Source organism: Flavobacterium sp. T50_26 (genome assembly GCF_057652995.1).
In genome coordinates this window covers 15,464-36,514 of record NZ_JBYFCC010000032.1, presented here as the reverse complement: position 1 = coordinate 36,514, position 21,051 = coordinate 15,464, and the positions used below count along the sequence as shown (strand labels likewise).

Here is a 21,051-nt window from a genome sequence, read left to right as displayed (position 1 = left end):
TTCAAAGTTAATAATTTTTGAAAACACTCTCTTAGTTTTGAATTAAATCAGTCCACTTTATGCTGACGATTTACAATTGACTTTCGTTTAAAAAAATTTAATATTTTTACTACACCCATTTCAATTCCACAAACTTTTTAAACAGTAAGTTGAACTAAAACCTTAACCAACTGAAATGAAAAACGTTATAATTACCATAGCATGCACACTATTCACTTTAACAATTGTTCAAGCTAGTAACTTTATTCAAGTTGACAGTTTGGCCTCAAAAAACTACCAATACTTTGAAGAAAAAGTAATGGAATACAGAACCGATACGGTCAAAGCACTAAAAATGACGAAACATTGGCTGGAAAAAGCCAATAAAGAAAACAACCTCCATCAGCAAATCAAAGCATACCGATTAATGATGCATCTGGTGGACAAAAAATTCCGCCTTATTTATGCAGATAGTTTACTAGTAAAAGCCAAAGCCACAAAAAGCAATGAAATAATAGGTAGTGCATACCTAACGGTGGGTGCCGCTCATTACGACAACAAAGAATACACTAAGGCATTAGATTTATACATTAGTGCTAACAATTACATAGCAAAAACAGACGACCATTACCTAATACACAAAGTAAAATATACAATCGCACTAACGAAATACTTCTTGGGCTATTATGATGAAGCAATTGCCTTGCTAACTCAATGCTTAGACTACTTTAAAGAAGAAAACGATTTGGCGTATATAAAATCAATGCATGCAATTGCCTTATGCTACACACAAATTGAAAGATATGATCATTCCTCCTATTTAAATAAACTGGGCATAGAACTAGCCAGAGAATATGAAATGAATGATATGATTTCCTACTTCAAAAATGCAGAAGGGATAAACCTTTGTAAGCAAAAAGAATACAAAGAGGCAATCAAATTATTAAACGAATCAAAACTGGAACTGGAAAAAAAGAAAGATTATGCCAATCAAATTACAACATGGTTTTGTCTTGGGAAATGTTACTGGGGAATCAACGACAAACACAAAGCAGTAATCTATTTCACAAGAGTACACGAGGGCATTCAAACAAAAAAATACAGTCGTCCGGATCTTCGCGAAGGGTATGAACTACTAATCCAATATTTTGGCGAAACAAATGAATTGGAAAAAGAACTTTTTTTCATCAAAAAACTAATGGAATTTGACAAAGAAATAAACAAAGAATTCAAATACCTAACCTACAAAGTCCACAAAGAATACGATACCAAAACACTGCTCGAAAAAAAGAAAAGAATCGAAAACGAATTAGCATCTACCAAAAAAATATATTTTCTTGTCCTAACATCACTGTTGATAATGCTATTAGTCGTATTCGGCTGGCACCTGCATTCCAAAAAAAGAGAAAAAGAAAAATTCATTCAAATCATGGCTGATTTAGCTGATAAAAAGAAAGCTCCTGCTCGACTAATTAATAACCAAAACTCAAGCTTAAGTCCTGAACTATCTAACAAATTATTGAAAAACTTAGAGAAATTCGAAAACCAAAAAAAATTCCTCGAAAAAGACATGAACTTGGCAAAGCTCGCAGCTTTACTAGACACCAACACCAAATATGCATCTATAATTATTGCAGAAAAAAGACTAAAAAAAACCACATCGTACATCAACGACCTCAAAATCGACTACATAGTGGAGTTGCTAATCAGCAATAACAAATACAGAAACTACACCAATCAAGCATTAGCAGAAGAAGCCGGTTTCGGCTCAACCCAAATTTTCACCCTCTGCTTCAAAAACAAAATCAAAATGTCCCCAACCTCCTTCATCCAACAATTAAAATCATCAAACCAAACCCAACAAAATAATCAACAGTAACCGCAAAGAACTTCAAAAAACTTAAATGAACTTTCATAAAAAGTAAAACTTATATCCCTTATCTGCCTTATATGGTAAAACAATAAAAAACATTTCCGTACCCAATTATCAAAAAACTTAATTGAACTTTCTTTGAAAAAGTAAACTTATACGACTTATATGGTAAAATAATTTAAAAATTATAATCACGTTAAACCATTGATTTTATTGACAAAAATTAAAATAAAATCATTAAAATTAAACTTTTTTGTTTTCCCCTTCTGATTCACTTCTGAAATAATTCCAACCAAACCCAACACTTTTGCACCATAACACAAAATAAACAAGTTATGGACACCTCCCTATTTACCTCTCCTCTTAAACATTTAAACCTTTACACTTTTAAGCTCTTAAACCTTTAAACTCTTAAACTTTTAAACCCTTAAACTTTTAAACTTTTAAACTTTTAAAACCAAAACCTCAGCAACTAAGCAACTCAAAAGAAAAAAAATGAACTACATCAAACACCTCACAGGCTTCTTCGACAAAGTAATCCAAGAAAACTCGCTAAATCCAACACACATAAGCCTATACATAGCATTATTTCAGTGTTGGAACTGTAACCGATTCCGAAACCCCATCAGCATCAACCGCGACGAAATCATGCAAATCAGTAAAATAAGTTCCAAAGCCACCTACCACAAATGTCTAAAAAACCTGCATTCGTTGGGATACATCAACTACCAACCCTCTTTCAACCCATTTCGCGGAAGTCATGTCATTTTATTCAATTTCGAACAGGAGCAAACACAGGACAATCCATTAACAACTACACCATTTTCTAAACAAGATAGTGTAATAGCTCATGGAGAGCCTTTGACACAGGAGCAGACCAATATCGAAACTAGTAACGAACAAGTACTAGTACCTTCAGTAAACAATAAAAACTATACAAATAATAAAAACAGTAAAAACAATAGTGAAAAAATAAAAAAAACAGCAATTGATTTTCAGAAAAAAGAGGAAAGTAAAGAAAAGATACCTACAAAAAAGAAAGTGTTTTCAGAACCAAACCTCGAGGAAACTATTGTCTATTTCAAGGAGCATAATCACCCAGAAACAGAAGCCCACAAATTTTATAATTATTTTGCAAGTATTGGTTGGCTGGTAGGCGGCAAAACGCCAATGGTCAATTGGCAAGCAGCTGCCAATAGTTGGATGCTGAACAACCAAAATACATCATCAGTAACAAATGCAATAGCTAATCCGGTACCGGGAAACTTAAAAACGTCTAACGAAAACAAATACGATGAACCCTTATAATGAAATTCAAAAAACATTTCAAATCAAAGACGGAATCAAAGTCTATGATTTTGCAAGGTGTATCACTGCTTTAGAAAAAATGGGGCGGTATTACTACGGTGATCAATTCAAAATACATGAGAACGATAAAATGGTAATAATGAAACTGATCATATATGCTATTAAAGATGAAAGCACCGCAAAAGAAATGAAGATTGACATTAATAAAGGAATCATTCTCTCTGGACCTGTCGGATGTGGCAAAAGCTCAATGATGTTCCTTTGTAACTTTTTTACAAACCAAATGCAAAACTACAAAATAATTCCTTGCCGAGATATCGCATTCGACTTCGCAACAAAAGGATACGAAGCCTTACTACCATTCACAAAAAAAGAAGACAAACAAACCAAAATGAACAACATATGTTTTGATGATTTGGGTACAGAAAAACAAATAAAGTACTTCGGCAACGAATGCAATGTCATGGCAGAAATTCTACTCACCCGATACGACAATTTCATCAACAATAAAACAATCACCCACATCACCACAAACCTTTCCGCCTCAGAACTCGAAAAATACTACGGCGACCGAGTTCGCTCCCGCATGAGACAAATGTTCAACCTCATCGCCTTCGATAAAAACTCCCCCGACAAACGCTAAAATACTAACAAAAAAACTTTGAACCTCAGCGACTCAGAACCTTAGTACCTCTCTTTGTGCCCCCTGCGAATTCCTTAGCGTTTTTCGTGGTTAAAAAACAAAAGTAAATAACACAAATATAGCACACATAAATCCATCAGAATCCCATCATACCAAAGCTATCAAAATCCGGCAAAATCAGCGTTTAGCGTCAGCTAATACGCCCAATCCGCGTTCCATTAAAAAAAGCGAAGCGTCCTTCGTGCCCTCCGCGAACCCCTTTGCGTTCTTCGCAGTTAAAAAATAAAAGTAAATAGCATAAATAAATCCATCGAAATCCAAACATAGCGAAGCTATCAAAAATCCGCAAAAATCAGTTCAATCAATCCAATCCGTGTCCCATTAAAAAAAGCGAAGCGTCCTTTGTGCCCTCTGCGGTTAAATTTACAGTGATAATAAAACAACAGACGACCGACAACCAACAACAGTCATAAAAAAACCCCAACCATAAAGTCGGGGTAAAAAATTACTTTTTATATTTCCTAAAAAGACACCTAATAAGCATCGAAACCAAACAACTGACCGCAGCTCCAACAGCTGCCAAAATTATCGTCTTCACAATATCAGTTGATGTGATGTTAGGCACTAAACTTAAAAATGTCCCTCCAACCGTACCAATCGACACCGAATTAGGTTGATTCATAGTGTTCATCTTTAGATGTATCTTCTTTGGCTACTTGACTAACAGCCGACATCACACCTCCGGCCACAGCCATATAACCACCAACCGCAACAACAGCAGCCGGCAAGGAAATAGGTGCAGTCAAAATAGTTCCGCCTACAGCAGCCATAACCAAGCCAATCGTTCGAAGAACTTTAAAAAATTTTGGAGTAGGAGCTTTCGCTCTATCTAAAATAGTCATAATAAAATAGTTAAGAGTTAATAAGTAATTGAACACGTTCACCGTTATCTAATGCTTTATACACCATTGCTCGCAATTTCTCAAAAGCCAACTTGGATTCTAATCCCACACCAGAACCGGTAAGTGTTAAAACTGGTGCAATACAACCACGCAATTCGTTACGTGCATAATTAGCAGGGTGAAAAGAATGTATTTTCTATTCTCTACGTTCATCACTTCTAAATGCCAGTTGAACTTGCTACTGTATCGCTTTCTAATAAAATATTTCCCCTCCGGAATACAAGAAACACTAACTTGGTTTTCTTTCCAAGGTTACTCAATAGTATAACAAACAAATGAATTGTCAATTACCAGGTTTCCATTTGTTCCTTCAGGGAAATAAGTTCTTGTTAAAAATAAAACCATATTTTGAAATTACAATCGCTAAATTCTAATCTCTAAATTCTGATTTCTAAATGCTAACGTTAAATTACAAACCACTAACCTCTACCAACGACAATGGATTATATGCACCATTTTTCAAAGGATACATCTGCCCATTTACCTCTTGATAAAATTCAACACCCAGTGCCAAAAACAACGGCTTTGTACTGTTAGCGGTCACTGTGTTAACGTGGTTAATAACTGCTGTTGGCACCGAATTCCAAGGTAAAATAGCCGTTTCTGTGTTTTCAATAACATAGCTCTCTTCCTCAAAATTAATTTCAGCACCACCGGAAATAATCTTAAAATGAGTACTTCCACTCGGTGCAACAAGCATATTCAAAGGAATAAAAGAAGGTATATCCACACTCAAAGTACCTGCTACACGATCGATTGTCGTTTGAAATGGGGCGTATAAACTAGTCCCTAGTTTTCCGCGAATATTAAACTCAAACCCAGTCAACAATTCCGCCTCGCCATCAATAACGTTTCTTAAACCACGCTCATTTACTGCATCGGCCTGGATCACCTTCATCATACGTTGAGTCAGTCGTCCTACCATCCTACTGTCCGATGCATTCAATAATAATGCCCGAAAAGCAGTGCGTAAAATTCTACCGGCTTTTCCGGCTCTACCAAATTCAGCACCATTTTCTCTGGTACGCTGAAATGCAGGATCTGTCGCAATGCGGTTAGCATCTACTCCTCCTTTTTCACGGGCAACATACCCGTCTTTCGACTTATAAAAGGTAATATCACCGATCGTACCTTTTAATTTAATTATGCCTTTCTGTTTTGCCATAATTTCTATAATTTAAAATTAAAAAAAGCGGAATGTTTCTACAGCTCATTCCTTTAGCCGTCATAAACCCATTTTGATGCATCTTGAAATGATTTACAAGCAAATATTTCGTAATTTATTTGTGTGCTCAAAATAGGCTTGATCTTACATGCATCAAATTGACTAAAACGACCTTTTTTGCCTATTTTTGCATTGAAAAATCCACTACAAAAGTGTATTTTTGACCTAAGTTGTTGCAAAAAAAAGTTAACGCCCGTTCCCCAGTATAGTTCAAGTAGGGATAAAGTACCAAGAGTGTATGAAAACAGAACAAAAAAGAGTTTGCATATACCCAAAAGACGTTCAAAGAATTACCGGTAAAAGTTACAGAAGTTCAAGACTACTGATTTTAGAAGTAAAAAAACACTTCAACAAACAAGAACACCAATTGGTTTCTATTGAAGAGTTCTGCCTATATACAGGCCTTAAATCAGAAGAAGTAACTCCATTGATCGTCGGGTAAAATAGTATGTGGGAGTCTCAGTCCTCAGCAATACACTCTTTTCTGAACCAACATGTTCATTAACCTGTACAATTAAAATTATACTTTCTAAAGTAAGTAGCGATAAACAGTACTGATTTTTTTTTTAGTAGTAGTCTAAACATAGAAAAAAGACAATAACCATAATTAACGCACACGTTATAAAAACAGCTAACCAACTATGTTAAATAAAAATCAAAAAGACACTCGTAAAACCTAATTTAATTAAGATATAGTATTTTTGCACTATAGTTTTATACATGGAAAACAATTACTTTCACGATAGCCCATTTCAAACATACATATCCTTCCATAAAGTCATTAAAATTTTGGAAGAAATAGCATTGTCGTCTATTGATTATAGATCCAATTATGCAAAAGCTCTATTAAAAGAAATTGAGTCAAAACCGGAATTAAATGATGGTATAGACGACTTCAATTTCATAATAGAAAACGAACAGTTGATAAACTATCTTTTAGCAGATTTGTTTCCAACAGCTTTAACACAAAATGAAATTAAAGCCGTTACACTTCCATTTCAAAACATTACATTTAATTATACTGAACGTTTCAAAAAAATTCTAAAAGATGCCGGTCAAACATTCGACATGAATATCCGAGATTTTGATGAGCATCAGTTTTATGTAATGAATTGCACCTTAATTCTAAATTCTCACTATAACCAAAAAATAGATTTCGGCAAACCTTTATTTTATGATATTCCGGATGCAAACGGAATTGTTAAACATTACAGGATTTTGTATAATGCAGATTTTGTTGAAATTTTCCCAACAGAAGAAGTAAAACCTCTTTCGCAAAAAGAAATTGAGGAACTAATTGATAATTATGATAATTTAGAACTTTGGAAACAAAAATTTCCAGCAAAATCATGGATTTTAAAAGGTTTTGTAATTGTTTCATTGGTTGATGTTACAGTAGAAAATGCTGTTTCAAATCTAAAAACTTATTTACTCAAACCTGAATTTAATAAACCCCAAAATAAAGAAGATTCTTATTCTATATTTAGATCGGTTTTTAAAATTCCCGATTTAAAAATGGGATTTACCATTTATAATGAAGAAGAAGATAGATTTGAAAAACCTGCTTTTAAAGAAGAAAAAACATCTAGTTTCATACTACTTGATAAACCCGAAGCAGACTGTAAAAATGCTCTTTGCGGTTGTTCCTACGAATATTTAATCGAGAACCAAAATACGTTTATAATTCCCGATGTAAATGAATTTGCTAAGGGTAAAGAAAATAAATTTTTTGCAGACCAACTTTTGTCACAAAACATTCAAAGTTGTTTATTAGCTCCTGTTATAAAAGATGGAAAACTATTAGGAATTATTGAATTAGCTTCCGCAGAAGTTAGAGCATTAAACTCCATAAATGCAACGAAGTTAGAGTTAATAATGCCTTTTTTGGTAGATACAATTGTGCGTAGTTTTACAGATATGCAAAACCAGTTGGAAGCCATCATACAAAAAGAATATACTACTATTCATCCCAGTGTATATTGGAAGTTTAAGCGTGAAGCTAAAAATTATTATACAAACAACGCTATTGCTAAAGATTACATTCTAAAGGAAATTGTTTTTAAAAATGTGTTTCCATTGTATGGGCAAATCGATATTAAAGGATCTTCCGAACATCGTAACGAAACCGTAAAAACCGATTTAAGAAACCAACTTAAAAGCATTCTTGACATATTTAACACACTCAAATCTAATTCTAATTTACTAATTGTTGAGCAACGTAAATTTGAACTACAAGAGCTATTAAATGACATGGATGCTCCTCTTAAAACCGATACTGAGCAACAAGTTCAAAACTTTATAGAAGTAGAGATTCATCCAATTTTGATCTCTTTACAAAATGAAAAATCAAAAGTAAAAGCCTATTTCGATAACCTAGATCCAAAAACCGGCATGTTTTATCATGCAAGAAAAGATTTTGATCACACACTCTCTGTTATCAATAAAAAATTGGCTTCTGTTTTAGATGCTAAACAACTAGAAGCTCAACAAATATATCCGCATTATTACGAACGTTTTAAAACAGATGGTGTAGAGCACAATCTATACATTGGCGAGTCGATCGTGCCAACCATTCCTTTTGATAAAATGTATTTAAGCAACCTGCGGTTATGGCAATTGCAAACACTTTGCGAGATGGAATTGGAGCATCATCGGATCAAAGACACCCTACCCTATTCACTAGATGTTACATCGTTAATTTTAGTTTTTAGTTCGCCTATTTCTATTCGATTTAGAATGGACGAAAAACGATTTGACGTAGATGGCACCTATAATGCAAGATATGAAGTAGTAAAAAAACGCATCGATAAGGCTAATATCAAAGGAACCGACAAACGCATTACCGAAAAAGAAAAAATCACCATCGTTTATTCGCACAGTCAGGAAGAAGCGGAATATTTAAAATACATTAAATTCCTGCAATTTAAAAAAATTCTCGAACCTACTTTAGAACGATTTGATGTAGAAGACTTGCAAGGTGTTTCAGGTTTAAAAGCGTTTAGAGTAAAAGTAGTGAACAACGAAATTTCTGAAAAAAAATACTCCTACCAAGAATTGTTGGATGAGTTGAAATAAAATTCTCAGAAGCTAATCCAGCTGTTCTCTCCAATCTGTTTTATGAAATCCTTTTTTTCTAAGGTCTAAGCAGGAGCTTCCTCTGGTCGCTCTGTTAGCCCAAGAAAAAATAGGCTTTCATTTCAACAGGATTTCCGTTGCCATCTGGGCTAGGGCATTGTGCTAAAAAGAAAGATTAAAGAAATTTTATTTCACATTTCTACCCACATCGTCTTCCTCTCCTATGCAGAGAGCTGAAGTTAAGATTAAACTCCCGAATTCTTAAAAGCAATCACAAATGTGAGTACCGAAACAATAATACCAACCATAAAAATGTTGTACGTTATTCGAAGTAAACGATATTTTCTTTCTAAAACCAAACCCAAATAATACAAGTCTTTAATCATCGAATTGTATAAATATTCTCGGTCTTTCATCATTTCATTCACTGCACTTTCATACTCTTGATATGGCATTTTATAAAAATTACCAAAAAACAAAAGATTTACTTTTCGCTCGTCAACATCTTTTTGTGTAAACGTTCCCGATGTTACTTTTGGACGGGTGGATAGAATTGCAAAAATAATAGTAACCACACTAAACATAACCAAAACAAAAGTAGGTATAATTAAATGTACGTTACTTGGACTGTCTAATTTAGGAATCAATGTAGACAAACTTATCGAAATAATAATTGCATTAACAGAGAGTAAAATATTGGCTTTGCTATCCGCAATTTCACTCAAACGAGTATGATTATTAAGTGTAACACGAAACATCGTATCAATGCCACGATCGGGTTTCTCCTCTTTTGATTTTTTGGCAGCATCAGTCAAATTTTGATCAAAATTATTCATGAGCTTTTTAATTCTTTTTTCAATTCTATTAATATTTTTTTCCTTAATCGGTTGCCAAAAAGTCAACGCAAAAGGAGTATAAAATTGGTGCTTTTGCGAAAGCATTTGTAAGTTCTCTTTAGACCATTCCAAATCTGTAAAACTCTTTTTACAGGTGTTTTGCCATTCTTCACGCAAAAATTCGCAAATAGTTAAATAATTATCATTAGCAAAATGAAAATAATCAGCATCACGAATAATTTGTTCTAATTCATTTTGAGGTTGATGCGTAAAAACTGTCGCCATGATCAAATTAGAAACGTCTGAAATGAACTTTTCATCAAGATTTTTCCCTTTTAAGAACTCGCTTGCAATTTGAACACTTGAAACTTCATGTTTTTCTGTTCCCAAAACATAACCCGTATCATGAAACCATGCGGCAATTAATAATTTTTCAGTATCTTCGTCACGCACTTGTTGATAGTTTCCAATTTTTGTAACTGCCTGAACTACACCTACTGTATGATTAAAGTTATGATAAACAAAAGTAGAAGGCAGCTTCTCTTTTAAAAAAGTTGATACATAGTGTTCCGCTTGTTGGATCAAACTCATTATACTAAATTTTATTTTCCACTAAATTATGAAAATGTTTTGTGTTTTCATTAAACTGGTTACAAATTATAAAAAAGGAGTAGTATTACTTCTTCCAATGTTCCTGCTTTCTTGTGCATCACATTCTATTCAAACCGGAAAAAATGCAACTACTATTGCTTTAACTGAAACGATAGACACCACTAAAATAAGTCATACTTTTTTTTTAATTGGCGACGCAGGAAACACCACTAATCCTGAAACAATAGAAACAGTAAAGCTTTTGGATAACCAACTTTCCAAAACAGATAAGAATAGCACTTTAGTATTCCTGGGTGATAACATTTATCCCAAAGGGATGCCAGCTGATAAAAATGATCCAAACCGTGCAGATGCCGAAGAAAAATTAACGCTTCAACTTGAAATTGCCAAAAAGTTTAAAGGTAAAACCATCTTTATGCCGGGCAATCACGATTGGTACAATGGTTTGGAAGGTTTACAAGAGCAAGAAAAATTTGTCAATTCATTCTTAAATGAAAAAAAAGCATTTCTTCCCAGAAAAGGTTGTGCCATTGAAACAGTAAAAATCAACGACAAAATCGGAATGATTGTGGTTGATAGCGAATGGTTTTTGCAGGATTGGGACAAACATCCAACCCTAAATGACGACTGCGACATTAGAACAAGATTAGAATTTTTTGATGAACTAAAAAGTGAAATCAATAAAAATCAAAACAAGTTCACTATTTTGGCCATTCATCATCCGTTGATGAGTCACGGACCCCATGGCGGAAAATATTCACTAAAAAAACATTTGTATCCAATAAATAACAAAATTCCGCTTCCTATTGTGGGATCACTGATTAATCTTTTACGGAAAACTACCGGTGCAAGTCCGCAAGATTTGCAAAATCAACAGTATCAACACCTCATCAACAACATCAAACCGATGATTCAAAACCGGAATAATGTTTTGGTGGTTTCCGGTCATGAACACAATCTTCAGTATATTGAACATGACGGTGTGAAACAAGTTATTAGTGGTGCTGGCTCAAAAAGAGAAGCAGCCAGAGCCATTTTTCCGAATGATTTTTCGTTTGGCGGTTTTGGATTTTGCACTTTGAAAGTATATGAAAACGAATCCGCTTTAATCACTTTTTTCAGTACAGAAAATAACGAATTAAAAGAAATACATTCCGTTACAATTCCAAGTCCAAATGAAGGACAAACTCAAACTAATTACTCAGAAAACAACGCCACAATTGTCAAAGCATCGATTTATTTACCTGAATCAACTCAAAAAAGTAAGTTTTACAAATTTCTTTGGGGAGAACATTACAGAGAATATTATGGTTTGCCAATTGAAGCAAAATCTGTTCAACTCGATACACTTTTTGGCGGAGTAACTCCAACTATTTCCGGTGGAGGAAATCAATCAGAATCACTTCGATTAGAAGACAAAAACGGAAAAGATTACGTGATGCGTGCCTTGAAAAAAAATGCTACTCGCTTTTTGCAATCCATTTTTAGAGATCAAAATGCAGTCGCGGGTTTTCAAGATACGTATGCAGAAAAATTTATTTATGATTTTTATACTTCCGGTCATCCTTTCACGCCTTTTATTGTTGGTAAAATGGCTGATAAAATTGGAATTTATCACAGTAATCCAAAATTATATTTTATTCCGAAACAAAGTCGTTTAGGGAAATTTAATGATTCGTTTGGAGACAAATTATATTTGGTTGAAGAACGCCAAACAGACGAACACCTCGATTTGGAAAGTTATGGAAAACCACAAGCCATTTTGGGCACCGATGAAGTGTTAGCTAATATTCGAAAAGACGAAAAATACCAAGTGGATGAACAGTCTTATATCAAAGCTCGTCTGTTTGATATGCTAATTGGCGATTGGGACAGACACCAAGATCAATGGCGATGGTCGGAATTTGAACAAGGTGACAAAGTGATTTATAAACCCATTCCAAGAGATCGCGATCAAGCTTTTGCAAAAGTGGATGGTAACTTAATTAGTTTACTTCTTAACATTCCCGGAGTTCGACATATTACCAATTTTAAAGCTGATTATCCAAGTGAAAAATGGTTCAACTTTTCGGCACACAGCTTAGATGTGGCTTTTATTAAAAATGCGACAGAAGAAGACTGGAAAAGGCAAGCCAATTTCATAATCAACGAATTATCAGACGAAGTTATAGATGAAAGTTTTGCCTATTTGCCAAATGAAATTAAAGAAGATGTAACGACACTTTCCATCAAAAACAAATTAAAATTCAGAAAAAAAGGATTAGAAAAATTTGCTTTGAGTTATTATGATTTACTTCAAAAAAGAATAATTCTGACAGGAACCGATAAAAAAGATAAATTTCTAATTGAAAGTTTATCCAATGGAAACATAAAGGTTTCTTGGTTTCGATTAAAAAAAGATGGCGAAGAAATTCAATTTTCAAGAACCTACAACAAAAAACAAACCAAAGAAATATGGATTTATGGTTTAGATGATGACGATCAATTTGAAGTAAAAGGAAAAGAAAAAAATAACATCACTATTCGATTAATTGGCGGACAAAATCACGATAACTATGCAGTTGAAAATGGCAAAAAAATAAAAATTTACGATTATAAATCAAAGAAAAATACCGTAAATGCTGAAAACTGTACGGCTGTTCATTTAAAAGATGATTATGAACTAAATGAATACCATTATAAAAAACCAAAATACAATCACACTTTTTTAATGCCGATGATTGGTTTTAATCCGGATGACGGTGTAAAAATTGGCGGAACATATAGTTTTGTAAAACAAGGATTCATCAACAATCCGTACACCGCCAAACACAATGTGAATGCCAATTATTATTTTGCTACAGAAGGTGTAGAATTAGGTTATAAAAATAGTTTTACCAAATTGATTGGTGAATGGAATTTAGAAATGGAAGCCCGTTATACTACTCCAAATTTTAGCATAAATTATTTTGGATATGGCAACGAGACTGAAAATTTTGATAATGAAGAAGGAATGGATTATAATCGCGTTCGAATTCAAATATTAAAAGTGGCTCCGTCTTTAAAATATGTTGGTCGTTTTGGCAGTGAAGTTACCATTCAAACTTCCTTTGAAAATATTGAAGTAGAGGAAACTTCCAATCGTTTTATTAACAAACCCGGAGCTATTAATCCAGAAGTTTTTGAATACCAGCAATTTGCGGGAGCTTCATTTAAATATGCTTTTAAAAATTATGATCGAGAAGCCAATCCAACCATCGGGATGCGATTTGTTATTCAAGGAACTTGGAAAACCAATTTATCCAATTCTAAACTAAACTTTACATATTTAGAAAGTGAATTAGGATTTAGTCATCAACTTACTAAATCCAATAAATTAGTTCTCGGAACGTTATTGAAAGGAAAAATGCTCTTGAACAATGATTTTGAATTCTATCAAGGTGCAACATTGGGTGGCGATTATGATTTGAGAGGTTACAGAAATGAACGCTTCCTCGGGAAACAATCGTTCTTTCAAAGCACCGATTTACGTTGGAACATCGGAAAAATAAAAAGTATAATTCCAATGAGTTATGGAATTCTTGGCGGATATGATTATGGAAGAGTTTGGTTAGATGGAGAAAATTCAAACAAATGGCATCAATCTGTTGGAGGAGGAATTTGGCTCAATGGATTAGATTTAGTAACTGCCCGTCTAACTTTTTTTAACAGCCAAGACGGTAACCGAATTGCTTTTGGATTAGGTTTCGGATTTTAATTTTTATAAAATATATGGATAAGTTCATCAAGTTTTTTATTATATTTTTTGCCTTTCAAAATCTTATTTACGCCCAAACGGATAGTTTATCCATTCAGCGTGACACGTTAGTTTTTAGCGAAATTAAAAATGATACACTAGTCAAAGAAACCATTTGGCAAAAACTAAAATATGATGCTCGAAACGGAGCAAACGGTTTTCTTTACACATTTGCTCAACCTACACGCTGGGACAAAAAAGACCTTGCCTATTTTGGTGGTACTTTGGTTGGAACCGGAATTTTATATCTTTCAGACGAAGAAATAAGTAGTTTTTTTAGAAGACAAGATAAACACATCCCTCATTCTGTGAGTGAATTTGGTTTTAGATTTGGAAAACCTTTAGTTAATTATAGTTTAACAGGAAGTGTTTATTTGGTTGGTTTACTCTCAAATAACGAAAAAATTCGTTACACTGGTGTACTCATGATAACCTCTGCCAGTGTGAGCGGGTTACTGCAACAAGTTATGAAAACAGTTGCCGGACGTGCAAGACCCAGCACTGAACTAGGGCACGATTATTTTGATCCTTTTAATGGTACTCCGGCTTTTAGTTCTTTTCCTTCGGGACACACAGCTTTATCAGTTACAACGTGTTATGCTTTATCAAAACAATTTAGCAATCCTTGGATAAAAGGTGGTTTTTATGTTTTGGGTATGGTTTCGCCCATGTCTAGAATTTGGGAAGGTGCTCATTGGGCTTCCGATGTTTTTTTAAGCACGGTGATGAGTGTAGCCATTGTTGAATGTGTAGATTCCTATCTAAAAAGAGACAATAAATACAAACTCAATCCGGAAGAAAGAAAAAATAAAATTTCTTGGAATTTGAGAATGGGTCACAATCAATTGGGATTAGTGGGAACTTTTTAAGGTTGAAAGAGAAACTTCATACAGCTTCCCTCCTATTTTTTTGCTTCGCTCATCAGCTATAAAAAGTGTTTCATTGTCTTTAAAACAAATGCCTTCTTTTTGACTATGATGATTGAGTTCTAATTCGGATAATTTACCGGAAAGAAAATCATCACCTTCAAAATTTTCAATCAACCAAAGACGATCATGTCCTAAAAGCACAATTTGCTTTTCATCTGAACTTATGGTTGCTCCGGTAATCACACACGAATTATAATTAGAACACGCTTTAAACCTTCCTATAAGTTTTGCCGGATGATTACCTGCAATAGCCGGAATTTTATAAATTAATGAAGTTCCGTCAAAACCTTTACTTCGGTTTTTTGTAAACAAATAAAATGCATTTTGATAGAGAAAAAAGGCTTCACAATCATATAATTTTTCTTTTTTCTTAGCCGGAAAATCGGTTTGTTCGGGATAATAAAAGCTAATTTTCTCTGAAACTTTACTGTAATTTGAAGAAGCCAATTTGTATATGGCTAAATCGTGTCGGTCATTGTCATTATTACCAAAATCACCAATATAAAGATTTCCTTGTTTGTCTGATGTAATTGCTTCCCAGTCAATATTCTCTGCATCTTGAACTTCAATTTGTTCAATAAGCTTTCCTGATTCGTCAAAACCAAAAACTTCATTGGAGTTGCCACTATCTTGAATACTCCAAATCAAATTATTATGAAATGTAATGCCTGAAACTTCGCTTATATCTTTTGGAAAGTCAAAAAGAATTGCAATTTTTTCTCCTGAATCCGTTTTAGACGAACAAGAAATAAACAAAATAAAATACAATATAGATAGTTTGAAAAGCTTCATAAAATTTGTTAATGGTTATTGTTCGTTCTGGATTTTGCCTATTTCATCGATGGTTTCAATTTCTACTTGAATCATGTTCTTCCATTTGTGTTCTAAAAGTTTATAAAAACCCCAACAACCTAGTAGTCCAAACGGAATCGTGATAAAACCAAAAGCTCTATCTGAATATTCTTCAATCCCTAAAGAAAAAAGCAATTCTAAACCTATCAGAATAAAAGCAAATAGAAAAGTTGCAACATAATAGGATAAAACTCCAAGAATTGCATAAAGCCACTCATTTTGTTTATGTTTTTCTGCTAGTGTGTAAAAAGCTTTCCCTAAAAAATAAATAAAAAGTAAACTAAGCATAGCGGTAAAAGTTGGTTCTTACTTCAAAAATAACTTATTTAAAAGATAAGTAAGCTTTATAAATGCTAAAAATGGTATTTTCTCCCTAAATAATTCTTAACACATCTTGTCCTTACTTCATTTTTAGTAATTTTGGCAAAAATATACTTTTGAGAACTATTCTTTTTATCGTTTTCTGTTTGATAAGCTTTCATCAAAGTTTTGCTCAAAAAAGCAAAGAAATTTTTATTGAATACGCAGAATTTTCTGATGTAGATGAAGATTTGTACCCTGATGCTATTTTGCTAACCGGCAATGTTCGCGTGAGCCATGACGGGGCAGTGCTATTTTGTAACAAAGCTTATATATTTAAAAAAGAAAATTATATCAAAGCTTTTGGCGATGTACGAATGATTCAAGGCGACACCATCACTATGACCAGTACGTATGCAGAATATAATGGTGAAAACAAACAAGCATATGCTTCCGGAAATGTGATGATGAGTTCGCCAAGTTCAAATCTAAAAACTGATGTGCTCAATTTTGATAGAAACACACAGCAGGCTTTTTATAAAACCGGAGGAACAATTACCGATAAAGAAAATACACTGGTTAGTCAGGCTGGAACATATTTAATTCAGCGAAAAATGTATCAGTTTCGAAATGCGGTGACTATTACCAATCCAAAATATGTAATCAAAACCAATCATTTGGATTATTATGAAAATGTTGGGCACGCTTATCTTTTTGGACCATCTACCATTACCAGCGAAGCAAATTATATTTACACCGAAAAAGGCTTTTATGATACGAAGAAAAACTTTTCTCATTTTGTAAAAAATTCTTATATCAAATACAACAATCGATTAATAGAAGGAGACAGTTTGTATTATGATCGAAATCGAGAATTTGCCTCGGCCACCCGAAATGTAAAAGTGACCGATTCCATCAACAATAGTATTGTGAAAGGTCATTATGGGGAAGTTTACAAGCTTAAAGACTCATTAATGATGACCAAAAGAGCAGTGGCGATGACTTTGGTTGAACAAGACACTTTATACATTCACGGAAAAAAATTAATCGTTACCGGCAAGCCACAAAACCGCGTAGTAAGGGCATTTAACAATGTTCGCTTTTTTAAAATTGATATGAGTGGAAAATGTGATTCGCTTCATTCCGACGAAAAAACAGGCATCACTAAACTGATAAAAAATCCGGTAATGTGGAACTTTGACAACCAAATGACCGGTGATATCATGCACTTAATTTCCAATAAAGAAACCGAAAAGCTTGACTCGTTAAAGGTTCTGAATAATACATTCATTGCTTCAAAAGACACCATTGGCACCGGTTATAATCAGGTAAAAGGTTTAAATCTATATGGTAAATTTAGAGACAATAAATTGTATGAAGTTGATGTAGTTAAAAATACCGAAGTGATTTATTATATGCGAAATGAAAACCAAGAACTCATCGGCATCAATAAAAGCAAAAGTAGCAGCATCAATATGACACTTGATGGTAATCAAATTAACACCATCACTTTTTTTAAACAAGTGGAAGGTGAGATTTATCCAGAAGCAGAATTGCCCGAAAATGCCCGAAAACTCAGAGGATTCGTTTGGCGTGGCGATGAACGAATAAAAACAAAAGACGATATTTTTCCTCCCGAAGAAAATGAATATGAAGAAAAAATGATGGAAGAGAAAAAAGCAGAAGACGACAAAGAAAATCTCCCGATGGAAGTTCGGAAAGAAACAATAGAAGGCCAAGATACGGAAAAAGAAAAAGAAAAGAAAAAAGACAGTTAGAATGTTGCGGGTTGAAAAGTTGCGAGTTACGGGTTAAAAGCACCCTTTACCAATTACCTATAACCTTTTACCATAATGAAAGAAGATTTCCTCAAATACCAAGCTCAAACGTCACCCTATCCGCTTGCGATGGAAGTTTCGCATGCAAAAGGAAGTTACATCTACGATACCAACAATAAAAAATATTTAGATTTTGTGGCAGGTGTTTCAGCCTGTAGTTTGGGTCATCAACATCCGAGAGTAAATCAAGCTATCAAAGATCAATTGGACAAATATTCACATGTTATGGTGTATGGCGAATATGCTCAACATCCAGCCGTTGAATTTTGTAAATTGTTGGCTGCAAATATGCCGGAACCACTCAACAAAACCTATTTAGTCAACTCCGGAACCGAAGCCACCGAAGGTGCTTTAAAACTCGCCAGACGAGTAACCGGAAGAAGTCAGTTAATTTCTTGCTATAATGCTTATCATGGTAACACTATGGGTTCAATGAGCGTGATGGGATTTGAAGAACGCAAGCAAATCTTTCGTCCGCTTATTCCGGATGTGGATTTTATTACGTTTAATAATTTGGAAGACATCCAAAAAATAACAACCAAAACCGCCGGAGTAATTTTAGAGAGCATTCAAGGTGGAGCCGGTTTTATTCAACCTGAAAATGGATTTTTAACCAAAATCAAGCAACGTTGTGAAGAAGTTGGTGCGTTGATGATAGTTGATGAAATTCAGCCCGGCTTTGGAAGAACAGGTAAAATGTTCGGTTTTGAAAACTATAATGTTGTTCCCGACGTAGTTATTATGGGAAAAGGAATGGGTGGCGGAATGCCTGTAGGTGCTTTTACTGCCAAAGCGGAATACATGGATTTATTGAGTCATGATCCAAAATTAGGTCATATTACCACTTTTGGCGGACATCCTGTCATAGCAGCAGCATGTTTGGCAACACTTCAGGAAGTCACTGAAACCGACCTAATGGCACAAACGTTAGAAAAAGAAAAGCTCTTCAGGCAACTTTTGGTACATCCTTTGATAAAAGATATAAGAGGAAAAGGATTAATGTTGGCCGCAATGGTTGAAACACCGGAAATTACAAACGAAGTAATTTTTAAATGCCAAGACAAAGGTTTAATTCTTTTTTGGCTGCTTTTTGAAGGAAGAGCAATCCGAATTACACCACCCTTAACAATTTCTGAAGATGAAATTAGAGAAGGTTGTGCAATATTGTTGGAAGCTTTAAATGAAATGGTATAAAATGGTAATGGGCTATTGGTAATGGGTAATAGGTTTTAATCCTTTATAAATCAATCACCTTTTACCCTTTACCTTTCACCAATTACCCTTCCACAAAACCTGTTAATTAAATTGTTTACAACAATTAAACAAAAAAATAGAATCTGAGCATTCCTTTCCTAATTTAGAGAAGGATAATTTTAAAACAATCGAGTATGCATTTAAGTCACGAAGAAGACGATTACAACGTATCCTTATCGAGATTTGAATCGATGCTGAAAACCAACAAAGTTTTCTTTTTCGATTCCGAGGAGTTTGAAGAAATTATTCTTCACTATCTTGATATGGGTAAAGCATCTCTGGCCAAAAAAGCCTTGAAATTAGCTCTCGAACAACATCCAAGATCTACCGGATTAAAACTGGTTCAAATTGAAATGTTGATTTATGACGACAAACTTGATGTAGCCGAAAAAATGCTCAACGAGTTGTATGCCATTGAACCCCACAATGAAGAGATTTACATTCAAAAAGCTAACATTTATTCTAAACGTGACCAACACGAAAAAGCAATTGAAGAATTAGAAAAAGCATTACAATTTACTGATGATTACGCCGATGTATATAATTTGATGGGAATGGAATATCTCTTCATGGACAATTTAGAATTGGCCAAATTCAATTTTGTCCGATGTTTAGAAGTAGATATTGAAGACCAAGCAGCTTTGTATAACGTCGTATATTGTTTTGAATTTCTTGACCAACAAAAAGACGCTATTGCCTATTTAGAAAGTTACATCGAAAAAAATCCATACAGCGAAATCGCTTGGCACCAACAAGGAAGATTGAGTTACAGCATCAAAAACTACGAAAATGCATTGCGTTGTTTTGATTATGCTACCTTAATTGACGACGAATTTATTGGTGCATTCATGGAAAAAGGCAAATCGCTTGAAAAATTAAAACGTTTTGAAGAAGCAATTGAAGCCTACGACCGCACCATAGAATTAGAAGACCCAACTTCTTATGCTTTGTTACGAATTGGAAAATGTCATGAAAAACTAGGTAATAAAGCCGAAGCAATTAAATTCTACAACCAAACCGTTCACGAAGATCCATTGTTGGATAAAGGTTGGATAGCGATTACTGATTTTTATATTCGATTAAAAAATTATCAAAAAGCATTGTTTTATGTAAACAAAGCCTTGGCAATTGATAATGAAAATCAATTGTATTGGAAACGATATGCAAATATTAATCGACAAATGAATTTTTATGAGGAAGCAGAATTTGGCTACCGCAAAGCAGTAGAATTTGGCGATGCTCAACTAGACACTTGGTTGTTTTGGGTTGATATTCTTCAGTTTCTAGGTGAATTTGATAGTGCTATTCAAACTTTATTGCAAGCAGCCGAATTTTTTCCGGATGAATATCAAGTAGAATATCGTTTGGCCGGAATCTACTATATGTTGCAACAAAACGACAAAGGAAAATTCCACCTCACCAATGGTTTGCGTTTAAATGCAAATAACAGAACTTTAATGGAGGAATTATTTCCTGTGGTTTGGGATAAAAAAATTGTTCAAAATGTAATTATAAAACATTTGAAATCTTAGCATAATTTCCAATATAAATATAAAAATTTTCCCTAATTTGCGTTCCGTTTCAAAAGCG

The 21,051-nt window shown here is 34.0% G+C and carries 15 protein-coding genes; 9 read left to right on the top strand and 6 right to left on the bottom strand.

Annotated elements, in window-relative coordinates; genetic code table 11:
* Positions 1-175: 175 nt before the first annotated feature.
* The 3 genes from AC23MC_RS15165 (at position 176) to AC23MC_RS15155 (ending at position 3,803) form a co-directional block, all read left to right on the top strand.
* On the top strand, positions 176-1,858 hold the full coding sequence (locus AC23MC_RS15165; protein ID WP_487569193.1) for a helix-turn-helix domain-containing protein: 1,683 nt from the start codon (positions 176-178) through the stop codon (positions 1,856-1,858).
* A gap of 489 nt (positions 1,859-2,347) precedes the next feature.
* Positions 2,348-3,160 carry a transcriptional regulator gene (locus AC23MC_RS15160; RefSeq protein WP_487569192.1) on the top strand — a complete coding sequence of 271 codons (813 nt, stop codon included), beginning with the start codon at positions 2,348-2,350 and terminating at the stop codon, positions 3,158-3,160.
* Between the two features lie 139 nt (positions 3,161-3,299).
* Entirely contained in the window at positions 3,300-3,803 is a 504-nt protein-coding gene (locus AC23MC_RS15155) for a P-loop NTPase family protein (protein ID WP_487569191.1), read from the top strand.
* 668 nt (positions 3,804-4,471) lie between these two features.
* Here AC23MC_RS15155 and AC23MC_RS15150 read toward each other — a convergent pair.
* The 3 genes from AC23MC_RS15150 to AC23MC_RS15140 form a co-directional block, all read right to left on the bottom strand.
* The gene (locus AC23MC_RS15150) at positions 4,472-4,705 is read right to left on the bottom strand and encodes a hypothetical protein (protein WP_487569190.1); all 234 of its coding nucleotides are present in this window, start codon (positions 4,703-4,705) and stop codon (positions 4,472-4,474) included.
* Between the two features lie 126 nt (positions 4,706-4,831).
* Complete coding sequence (locus tag AC23MC_RS15145; protein WP_487569194.1) at positions 4,832-4,963, bottom strand: hypothetical protein; 132 nt, start codon at positions 4,961-4,963, stop codon at positions 4,832-4,834.
* Between the two features lie 211 nt (positions 4,964-5,174).
* The gene (locus AC23MC_RS15140; RefSeq protein ID WP_487569189.1) at positions 5,175-5,930 is read right to left on the bottom strand and encodes a hypothetical protein; all 756 of its coding nucleotides are present in this window, start codon (positions 5,928-5,930) and stop codon (positions 5,175-5,177) included.
* Positions 5,931-6,710: 780 nt separating this feature from the next.
* On the opposite strand from AC23MC_RS15140, the gene AC23MC_RS15135 reads away from it, so the two are divergent.
* Entirely contained in the window at positions 6,711-9,065 is a 2,355-nt protein-coding gene (locus tag AC23MC_RS15135; RefSeq protein WP_487569188.1) for a GAF domain-containing protein, read from the top strand.
* Between the two features lie 245 nt (positions 9,066-9,310).
* On the opposite strand, the gene AC23MC_RS15130 is transcribed toward AC23MC_RS15135, so the two are convergent.
* Positions 9,311-10,492, bottom strand: coding sequence for a Pycsar system effector family protein (locus AC23MC_RS15130; protein ID WP_487569187.1), 1,182 nt, complete (start codon positions 10,490-10,492; stop codon positions 9,311-9,313).
* A gap of 28 nt (positions 10,493-10,520) precedes the next feature.
* Between AC23MC_RS15130 and AC23MC_RS15125 the strand changes: the two genes are divergently transcribed.
* Both AC23MC_RS15125 and AC23MC_RS15120 read left to right on the top strand, forming a co-directional pair.
* Positions 10,521-14,249, top strand: coding sequence for a metallophosphoesterase (locus AC23MC_RS15125; RefSeq protein WP_487569186.1), 3,729 nt, complete (start codon positions 10,521-10,523; stop codon positions 14,247-14,249).
* A gap of 14 nt (positions 14,250-14,263) precedes the next feature.
* On the top strand, positions 14,264-15,157 hold the full coding sequence (locus tag AC23MC_RS15120) for a phosphatase PAP2 family protein (protein WP_487569185.1): 894 nt from the start codon (positions 14,264-14,266) through the stop codon (positions 15,155-15,157).
* Here AC23MC_RS15120 and AC23MC_RS15115 read toward each other — a convergent pair.
* Together AC23MC_RS15115 and AC23MC_RS15110 are read right to left on the bottom strand one after the other, a co-directional pair.
* The gene (locus tag AC23MC_RS15115; protein WP_487569184.1) at positions 15,140-16,009 is read right to left on the bottom strand and encodes a hypothetical protein; all 870 of its coding nucleotides are present in this window, start codon (positions 16,007-16,009) and stop codon (positions 15,140-15,142) included. The genes AC23MC_RS15120 and AC23MC_RS15115 overlap by 18 nt on opposite strands.
* Before the next feature lie 15 nt (positions 16,010-16,024).
* Positions 16,025-16,357 (bottom strand): hypothetical protein, encoded by a 333-nt coding sequence (locus AC23MC_RS15110; protein WP_487569183.1) that lies wholly within the window; start codon positions 16,355-16,357, stop codon positions 16,025-16,027.
* A 149-nt stretch (positions 16,358-16,506) separates the two neighbouring features.
* Between AC23MC_RS15110 and AC23MC_RS15105 the strand changes: the two genes are divergently transcribed.
* The 3 genes from AC23MC_RS15105 to AC23MC_RS15095 all read left to right on the top strand — a co-directional run bounded on the left by AC23MC_RS15105 (position 16,507) and on the right by AC23MC_RS15095 (position 20,993).
* A complete protein-coding gene (locus AC23MC_RS15105) occupies positions 16,507-18,147 on the top strand; it encodes an OstA-like protein (protein ID WP_487569182.1) in 1,641 nt (546 codons plus the stop codon).
* A gap of 75 nt (positions 18,148-18,222) precedes the next feature.
* Positions 18,223-19,401 (top strand): aspartate aminotransferase family protein, encoded by a 1,179-nt coding sequence (locus AC23MC_RS15100; protein ID WP_487569181.1) that lies wholly within the window; start codon positions 18,223-18,225, stop codon positions 19,399-19,401.
* A 194-nt stretch (positions 19,402-19,595) separates the two neighbouring features.
* Positions 19,596-20,993 (top strand): tetratricopeptide repeat protein, encoded by a 1,398-nt coding sequence (locus AC23MC_RS15095; RefSeq protein ID WP_487569180.1) that lies wholly within the window; start codon positions 19,596-19,598, stop codon positions 20,991-20,993.
* Positions 20,994-21,051: the final 58 nt, after the last annotated feature.

Excerpts from the sequence above, each read along its gene's own strand:
- AC23MC_RS15165 (WP_487569193.1), top strand. The coding sequence starts at position 176 with ATGAAAAACGTTATAATTACCATAGCATGCACACTATTCACTTTAACA.
- AC23MC_RS15160 (WP_487569192.1), top strand. The coding sequence starts at position 2,348 with ATGAACTACATCAAACACCTCACAGGCTTCTTCGACAAAGTAATCCAA.
- AC23MC_RS15155 (WP_487569191.1), top strand. The coding sequence starts at position 3,300 with ATGAAACTGATCATATATGCTATTAAAGATGAAAGCACCGCAAAAGAA.
- AC23MC_RS15150 (WP_487569190.1), bottom strand. The coding sequence starts at position 4,705 with ATGACTATTTTAGATAGAGCGAAAGCTCCTACTCCAAAATTTTTTAAA.
- AC23MC_RS15140 (WP_487569189.1), bottom strand. The coding sequence starts at position 5,930 with ATGGCAAAACAGAAAGGCATAATTAAATTAAAAGGTACGATCGGTGAT.
- AC23MC_RS15135 (WP_487569188.1), top strand. The coding sequence starts at position 6,711 with ATGGAAAACAATTACTTTCACGATAGCCCATTTCAAACATACATATCC.
- AC23MC_RS15130 (WP_487569187.1), bottom strand. The coding sequence starts at position 10,492 with ATGAGTTTGATCCAACAAGCGGAACACTATGTATCAACTTTTTTAAAA.
- AC23MC_RS15125 (WP_487569186.1), top strand. The coding sequence starts at position 10,521 with ATGAAAATGTTTTGTGTTTTCATTAAACTGGTTACAAATTATAAAAAA.
- AC23MC_RS15120 (WP_487569185.1), top strand. The coding sequence starts at position 14,264 with ATGGATAAGTTCATCAAGTTTTTTATTATATTTTTTGCCTTTCAAAAT.
- AC23MC_RS15115 (WP_487569184.1), bottom strand. The coding sequence starts at position 16,009 with ATGAAGCTTTTCAAACTATCTATATTGTATTTTATTTTGTTTATTTCT.
- AC23MC_RS15110 (WP_487569183.1), bottom strand. The coding sequence starts at position 16,357 with ATGCTTAGTTTACTTTTTATTTATTTTTTAGGGAAAGCTTTTTACACA.
- AC23MC_RS15100 (WP_487569181.1), top strand. The coding sequence starts at position 18,223 with ATGAAAGAAGATTTCCTCAAATACCAAGCTCAAACGTCACCCTATCCG.
- AC23MC_RS15095 (WP_487569180.1), top strand. The coding sequence starts at position 19,596 with ATGCATTTAAGTCACGAAGAAGACGATTACAACGTATCCTTATCGAGA.